The sequence below is a fragment of the Hoyosella levis genome (assembly GCF_026008515.1).
GTDB lineage: Bacteria > Actinomycetota > Actinomycetes > Mycobacteriales > Mycobacteriaceae > Lolliginicoccus > Lolliginicoccus levis.
In genome coordinates this window covers 383,288-390,055 of sequence record NZ_BQYM01000002.1, presented here as the reverse complement: position 1 = coordinate 390,055, position 6,768 = coordinate 383,288, and the positions used below count along the sequence as shown (strand labels likewise).

At 69.5% G+C, this 6,768-nt stretch carries 7 protein-coding genes and 1 pseudogene; 2 read left to right on the top strand and 6 right to left on the bottom strand.

The features are described 5' to 3' along the window. Positions 1-323, top strand: a pseudogene (locus QC765_RS03985) (thioesterase family protein); the annotation flags it as partial. 121 nt (positions 324-444) lie between these two features. Continuing rightward, complete coding sequence (locus QC765_RS03980) at positions 445-1,086, top strand: TetR/AcrR family transcriptional regulator (RefSeq protein ID WP_278313105.1); 642 nt, start codon at positions 445-447, stop codon at positions 1,084-1,086. A 61-nt stretch (positions 1,087-1,147) separates the two neighbouring features. On the opposite strand, the gene hisG is transcribed toward QC765_RS03980, so the two are convergent. From hisG to QC765_RS03950, 6 genes are read right to left on the bottom strand one after another with little or no spacing between them, the layout of a single operon-like run. After that, positions 1,148-1,996: an ATP phosphoribosyltransferase gene (hisG, locus tag QC765_RS03975; RefSeq protein WP_278313104.1), complete on the bottom strand. Its 849-nt coding sequence runs from the start codon at positions 1,994-1,996 to the stop codon at positions 1,148-1,150. A gap of 52 nt (positions 1,997-2,048) precedes the next feature. Further along, positions 2,049-2,312 (bottom strand): phosphoribosyl-ATP diphosphatase, encoded by a 264-nt coding sequence (locus QC765_RS03970; protein WP_278313103.1) that lies wholly within the window; start codon positions 2,310-2,312, stop codon positions 2,049-2,051. A 39-nt stretch (positions 2,313-2,351) separates the two neighbouring features. Further along, positions 2,352-3,410, bottom strand: coding sequence for a DUF8320 family protein (locus QC765_RS03965; RefSeq protein ID WP_278313102.1), 1,059 nt, complete (start codon positions 3,408-3,410; stop codon positions 2,352-2,354). After that, entirely contained in the window at positions 3,403-4,593 is a 1,191-nt protein-coding gene (locus QC765_RS03960) for a sensor histidine kinase (protein WP_278313101.1), read from the bottom strand. The genes QC765_RS03965 and QC765_RS03960 overlap by 8 nt, the downstream gene beginning before the upstream one ends. Continuing rightward, a complete protein-coding gene (locus QC765_RS03955) occupies positions 4,584-5,630 on the bottom strand; it encodes a hypothetical protein (protein ID WP_278313100.1) in 1,047 nt (348 codons plus the stop codon). The genes QC765_RS03960 and QC765_RS03955 overlap by 10 nt, the downstream gene beginning before the upstream one ends. Continuing rightward, positions 5,627-6,763: a sensor histidine kinase gene (locus QC765_RS03950; protein WP_278313099.1), complete on the bottom strand. Its 1,137-nt coding sequence runs from the start codon at positions 6,761-6,763 to the stop codon at positions 5,627-5,629. Before QC765_RS03950 ends, QC765_RS03955 begins: the two co-directional genes overlap by 4 nt. Positions 6,764-6,768: the final 5 nt, after the last annotated feature.

Sequence of the window (6,768 nt, the reverse complement as noted above, 5' to 3'; positions counted from 1 at the left end):
TCACCATCGTGACATCACTCCTTCTGGGCCCTTCATGGCCCAGTGTTCAGGATGTCCACACTCCGGGGGGAATGCCCCAGAGGCTCTTCGCCGTGGTCGACTCGGCGAACGGGCTCGGCGCGAAGCTCGACATCCGCAAGTGGACCTACCTCAACACCGATCTGACCGTGCACCTGTACCGGCAGCCCGCGGGCGAATGGGTCGGTGTCTCCGCGGAGTCCTCCGTCGGCCCGGATGGCATCGGCATGTGCGCGGCAACGCTGCATGATGCGAGCGGCGCGCTGGGGAGGTCGGCGCAGACCTTGCTGGTGCGGCGCCGCTAGCGATCCAGCAGGTCACGGCGACGCGCCGCGCGCTGAGCAACCTAGCGGCCAGGTAACATTTCGTGCCGGCAGTGGCGCGATCACTACATCGCCCACCACGGCCGCACTAGGGTTGTTCCCCATGGCAGATGAATCGAGCAGGAAGAAGTCCGGCCGGCCGAGAGTGCTTCACGAGCACGATATCGTGGCCGCCGCGCTCGCGGAAGGCCTGCTCGATGCCACAATGCCCGCCGTTGCCCGCCGTCTCGGGGTCTCTCACTCGGCGCTCTACCGCTACTGCGCCGACCGCAACGCTCTGCTGCAGGCCTGCATAGCGCAGGCGGTCACCTCGATGCCCTGGCCGGACCCCGAGGAGCCCTGGCGCACCATGCTGCCGAAGCTCGCCGAGACAACCTGGGCCATGCTGGCACGCTACCCCGGCCTCACCGAGACCATGCTGACCGCGACCCGCTCGCCCGAGGAGCTGACCATCCTGGCCGAGAAGTTCGTCGGAGGGCTCGTGCGGCAGGGCTTCACTGCCCAGGACGCGATACTGGCGATCGAGCTGATCGGCGACCTCACTCTCACGACTTTCACCGCCATGCAGCGGCTCGACGCGCCCGTCGAGGGTGGCGGCACCGCTCGCGACCTCGCGCGGCAGGACTGGGTACGCCCCGGCGTGCTCTCCGACGCCCTTGCCGACGAGGCGCTCTGGCATGGACGCGGCGCGCTCGACAACAAGGTCGCGCTCCTCATCGACGGGTTCGCCCAGCGCGTCACCTAGGAGACCACGCTCCCGAGCCACGCCGACGAGCCTGTCGCGCTCCCAGTGGCCCGGGGCCGGACTACAGGCGGCAGGACCGGATGTCCGAGGCGAGGATCGCCTTGGTCCCCAGGGCCGCGAGGTCATCCATCACATTGTTCACGGAGCGGCGCGAGACCATGGCCCGCACCGCCACCCAGCCGGGGTCGGCGAGCGGCGCGACGGTGGGCGACTCGATGCCCGGAGTGATCGCGGTGGCCTGCTCGAGAAGCTCCTTCGGGCAGTCATAGTCAAGCATCATGTACTGCTGCGCGAACACCACGCCCTGGATGCGGGCGACGAGCTGATCGCGAGCTGGCGTGGAGGGCACATCGCTCTCGCGCTCGAGCAGCACTCCCTCGGAGGCGCAGAGGGAGTCTCCGAAAGCGACGAGGTTGTGCTGCCGCAGCGTCCGCCCGGATCCCACGACATCCGCGATGGCGTCGGCGACGCCGAGCTGGATGGAGATCTCCACCGCCCCGTCGAGCCGGATCACGGTGGCGTTGATGCCGCGACGCGACAAGTCGGCACGCACCAGGTTCGGGTAGGACGTGGCGATGCGCAGTCCCTCGAGCTCCTCGACCGTCCATTCGCGTCCCTGCGGGGCGGCGTAGCGGAAGGTGGACTTTCCGAAGCCGAGCGCGAGTCGCTCCCGGACGGGTGCTCCGGAGTCAGCGGCGAGATCGCGGCCGGTGATGCCTAGGTCAAGCTCTCCGGATCCGACGTAGATCGCGATGTCCTTGGGCCGCAGGAAGAAGAACTCGACCTGGTTGAGCTGGTCGAGCACGGTGAGGTCCTTGCTGTCCGAGCGGCTGCGGTAGCCAGCCTCGGCGAGGATCTCGGCAGCGGCCTCGGACAGTGCGCCCTTGTTCGGGACAGCAACGCGCAGCATGGGACTCGTTCCTTCGTGGTCTCGCGGTCGTGGTGGGTGGCGGAGGCGACGCTCAGAGATGCCGGTAGACGTCCTCGAGGGAGAGCCCGCGCCCGACCATCAGCACCTGCACCCAATAGAGCAGCTGCGAGATCTCCTCGGACAGCTCATCGTCGGACTGGTACTCGGCCGCGATCCATACCTCGCCAGCCTCCTCGAGGACCTTCTTGCCCTGGGCGTGCACGCCTGCGTCGAGCGCCTTGACAGTGCCCGATCCCTCGGGCCGGGCGGCGGCACGATCCTGCAACTCCGCGAACAGCGCGTCGAAAGTCTTCACGACCGCCTATTGTGGCACGGAAGCCATGCCTGCGGCGATTCAGCGCACCCTCGACAGCGATTCCGGAGTGATCTCGAACCGGGTAACACCGTTGTCCGCCATGCTCAGGACCGTCGCGATGGCGTCGCGGCCGGGTGGCAGCACACGAGCGGTCACCGTCGTGCCCGTACCGGCCTGGTCCAGCGCGCCACGCAATGCCGTGCTGATGGCATGCACGGCTCTGGAGCGCTGGACCTGCGGCAGGCCATCGAGGCCACCATCATCGAGCAGGACCACGGTCGCGCCGCGGGAGCGGGCATCGCGCGCGGCGGCAAGGATCTGCTCGGTGGCGAGCGACCTGGCGCGGATGCGGTCCCGCAGCTGGGCCTCCACGAGGGCGATCTGGGTGATCTCGGCATCGGTGAGCTCCTCGGCCTGCACGATCCTCTCGAGCAAGGGCCGAGCTGTCGCGTTGAGGAACACGAGCTGCCGATCACGCTCGGTGGCCCGGGCTGCCCCTCCATGCCGGTCCGCGATAACCGATGCCGAGGTATCACGCAGCTCATTGATAACGCCGACCTGCCTGCGCATCGTGATGCCAAGCACCGTGCAGGTGCCGATCATGCTGAGGTTCCACGAGAGCTCCTGCCACGGATCAGCGATGTCCGACGGTACCGGTCCCGCGATGAACCACCAGCCGAGGATCGTCGCGGCGAGCAGAGCCTCGCCCGCCCACGCAGCGAGAGCCCGGCCACGCAGCACGAGGAAGGAAAGAATGATCGTGCCGGTCGGCCAGGTCCACGACGCGTAGAGCGCGACATCGTCCGGGGCGCCGATCATCGCGGCATTGGCTAGCGCGGCGATCCCAGGCAGTGCCGCGATGGTTGCCGTCTCCCGGGCCGGCAGCGGGTCTCCGGGCGCGCGGAGCAGCAACCACGTCGCGGCGAGGATCAGCACCACCGAGAGGATCCACCAGGCAGGGCCGCGGTCCCACGTGCCGGTGGTGAATGCTCGGGCGCACTCGGCAATGGTCCACGCCGCTGCTATGGCGAGGGCGGTGCCGCTGCGCAGGCCGAGCAGCGTTGGCGTATCCGTGCGAGGTCGATTCCGCTCAGTCATCCTCGCTGCTCCAGGTGACGGTAATGGTGGTGCCCTCGCCCGGCGCGCTGTCGATCTGGAGCCGGGCGCCCTCGATGATCGCGACGCGCCCACGCATCGCGGTGTGGATCCCGAGCCTGCGCGGCGGGATGCGCGCGGGGTCGAAGCCTATCCCGTTGTCGGCGAGCATCGCGCTCACGAAGCCAGGCCCGCAGTGCACCAGCAACCCTCGCCTCGCGTGCTCGCCGGCGTGGCGGATGCTGTTGCGGGCTGCCTCGGCGATCACCTCCTGGAGCATGCGCACCACCTCGAGGGAATAGGAGGCACCCTCGTCGTCGATGGCCGCGTGGAACCCAAAATCCTCGCGGACATCACCTACGGTCTGGCGCAGCCGCGCTACCGCCTCCCGGGCGCTGACGGTCGCGCTTTCCTCGTCGCTGCGGGCGAGGGTGTCTAGCGTCTCGAGGCTTCCTCGCGCGGAATCCCGCACCTTGGGCAACGGCGCCCGGCTGCACGCGGCGACGAAGGTGGACACGATCGTGTCGTGGACGAGCGCATCGAGCCGGTCCCGCTCCTGGTTTATCGCCGTCTCGCGGACCCTATCCGTCGCCTCGGCGCGCAACGCCGCGGATTCGGAGTCGATGGTGGCCGCGTTCGCTTGCACGCTGCGGATCATCGCCGCGAAGATCACACCGATCATGGCGATCGAGATGCCCTCGCGAATCGCCCAGCCCGCGGGCACGTCGTACTGGGCCCAGGACGTTCCGATCGCATGCAAGGCCGCATAGGCGATGGCGATGGGAACGAGCCCGCGCAGCGGCAGGACGAAGGACGCCGTGATAATCGTCCCGGAGCCGATGAGCAACGGCCAGGGCATCGTGATCGGTGGGAGCTGATGCTGCTCGAACGCCAGGGGCAGCGCCGCGACGACCGGGATGTACAGGATGGGATAGGTGCCGCAGATCATGCGGACCGCCCGCGCGCTGCCCCACACCGAGGCGATCACCATCGCGGCGTACATCCCCGGGATGGCAATGATCGCCGGCAGCATCCACCACCAGGGGTTGCTCGCCATCTGCTCGAGCATGCCGGGCAGCTCGATGCCGAGGAACGCGGCCCCCGCGATGCCCAGGGCGAACCCGAGGACGCGCGTCATCCGGTCTGACGCCGTGTCCTCCCGTGCCATCAATCCCGCTAGTGGCATGCAGGGTCCTCCGCCTGCTGGTCGATCTGGATGGGTTCCCCCCGGCTCACCGTGACGCGGCGCGTCCCAGCCGGGGAGCTCGTCACGATGGAGCAGGCATGCCCCCGGCCCGGCGGCACTACCCGTACGGTAACGGTACCGTCCCGCTGTGCTTCGAGCACTCGAGCGACCAGCGCGCGCACCGCCTCCACCTCGTTGCCGCTCGCGCCCGCGAGCCCACCATCATCGAGCAGCACTACCTCGACGCCCCTGCGCCGGGCGCGAGTGGCCGCCTCCAGCACAGCATCGGTCGCGAGGATGCGGGCGCGGACCCTATCCCGCAGGCGCGCCTCGACGAGCAGCAGTTCCGACCGCTCGCGCGCATTGAGCGAGACTCCTCCAGCAATGCGCTCCAGGCCGGGAACGGCGCTCCGCTCGAGCTCCATGACCAGGGCGGCGGACTCGCGCTCGCGGGCTGCCAGCGCCGCCTGCTCCACCGCAAGTGCTTGCCCGGCCTCACGGAGCCTCGTCGCCCTGCGGCTCTGGGACCGCAGTGTCAGCGCGCAGCCAAGCCCGATGCCGAACAGGCATGAGGTCCAGATCAGCTTCTGCACGATGCTGCCCTGCCAGCCGTGCCCGGCGGCGATGGGCATCACGGCATGCGCCACGGAGGCCACCACGTGTCCCACTACTGCCTCGGCGAGCCGGCCCCGGCACGCGAGCACCGCCATCATCGCCGCGATGACCACCCACGCCCATCGCGGCTGGCTGGCCTGCATGGTGATCACCCAGGACTCAGCGATGGCCACGACCAGCGCAAGCATCACCACCAGCCACGCCGTTCGGGCCCGCATCGGCTCGCTGCGCCCGCTGACCGCAAGGAGTGCCATCGCCAGCGTGGCCGACCCGATGACAAGCGCGCCGGCCACCCCGAGCCGCGTCGGGTTGGCGATCACAGCGCCCGTGGTCCCGACCATCACCCACGCCACCACCACACCGACCGCTGCCCGGGTACCGAACCCCGCGATCGCCGCAGCGGTAACCGCTCCGCGCGTCACAGGGCCTTCCAACCTATCCGCACGGTCGTCCCCTGCCCGGGCGCCGACTGGACCTCCGCGATCCCGCCCGGCAGGGTCCGCATCCGTTCCTTGATCGAGAGCGCGATGCCGATCCGTCGCGGTGGCACCGTCCGCGGATCGAATCCAGCTCCATCGTCGACGATGCTGACCGTGATCCGTCCTGGAGCCACGTGCCCGCTGATGCGACGGGCCACGGGCCCGGTCCCGGCGTGGCGCAGAGAGTTCACCACCGCCTCGCCGACCGCCGCCTGCACCGCGTGGACAACCAGCGCGGGAATCGGCAGGTCGCCGGTCGCGACGACGTCATTGGCGAAGCCGGATGCCACGGCATGGCTCGGCACGATCAACTCCGCCGCGACGCCGGGCGCGATGGCGCTCGCGAGGTCCTCCTCGCGAAGCCGGAGTCCATGGATCGCGCGCAGCCCATGGTCGGCCGCTTTGACGGCTTCTTCCTCCGCATGCCCTTGGCCAGCGAGGGCGAGCGCCGAGAGCACCGTGTCATGGACGAGCGCGTCCACGCGCGCCCGTTCCTCGCTGCTCGCCCGCGCCGCCGCCACGCGCGCGGATTCCGCCCAGATGGCTGCCGTCTCCCGGTCCACGAGTGCCGCCCCGCTGCGCAGCGCGGACACCGCGACGACGAGGATGACGACAAGCGCCAGGGAACCGGATACCTCCTCGCTGAGCAACCTGGCCCAGAGCCTCCCGGTTGCCCAGCTCATCTGCCCCACGACCAGGCACATCATTGCCCCCAGGTGGAGCCACGCGAGCCGGCGGGAGCAGACCGCGGCGACCACTGATGCCACGGCGCCGCAGACAGCGCTTGTCCAGGGCCAGTCCCCCCAATCGAGGCCTCCTCGCGGATAGGCGACAAATCCGGACAGGACGACGAGGGCATAGAGCAGCGCGTAGGCCGCACCGGCCATGCGGACCGCGCGCAACGGCGCCAGAGCACCTGCCACTACTGGAAGGAGCGCACCGCCGGCGAGCACGACTGCGGCGAGGACCGACCAATCGGCGGAGGCCACAGCAGCCTGTTCCTGGATCGCGCTGGCTGCGACAAGGATGAAGAGGACACCGGCGATCCCTGCCATGACGGCCACGAGCCGGATCATCCGTT

Coding starts and splice junctions, on each gene's coding strand:
- QC765_RS03980 (WP_278313105.1), top strand. CDS start 445: ATGGCAGATGAATCGAGCAGGAAGAAGTCCGGCCGGCCGAGAGTGCTT.
- hisG (WP_278313104.1), bottom strand. CDS start 1,996: ATGCTGCGCGTTGCTGTCCCGAACAAGGGCGCACTGTCCGAGGCCGCT.
- QC765_RS03965 (WP_278313102.1), bottom strand. CDS start 3,410: ATGACTGAGCGGAATCGACCTCGCACGGATACGCCAACGCTGCTCGGC.
- QC765_RS03960 (WP_278313101.1), bottom strand. CDS start 4,593: ATGCCACTAGCGGGATTGATGGCACGGGAGGACACGGCGTCAGACCGG.
- QC765_RS03950 (WP_278313099.1), bottom strand. CDS start 6,763: ATGATCCGGCTCGTGGCCGTCATGGCAGGGATCGCCGGTGTCCTCTTC.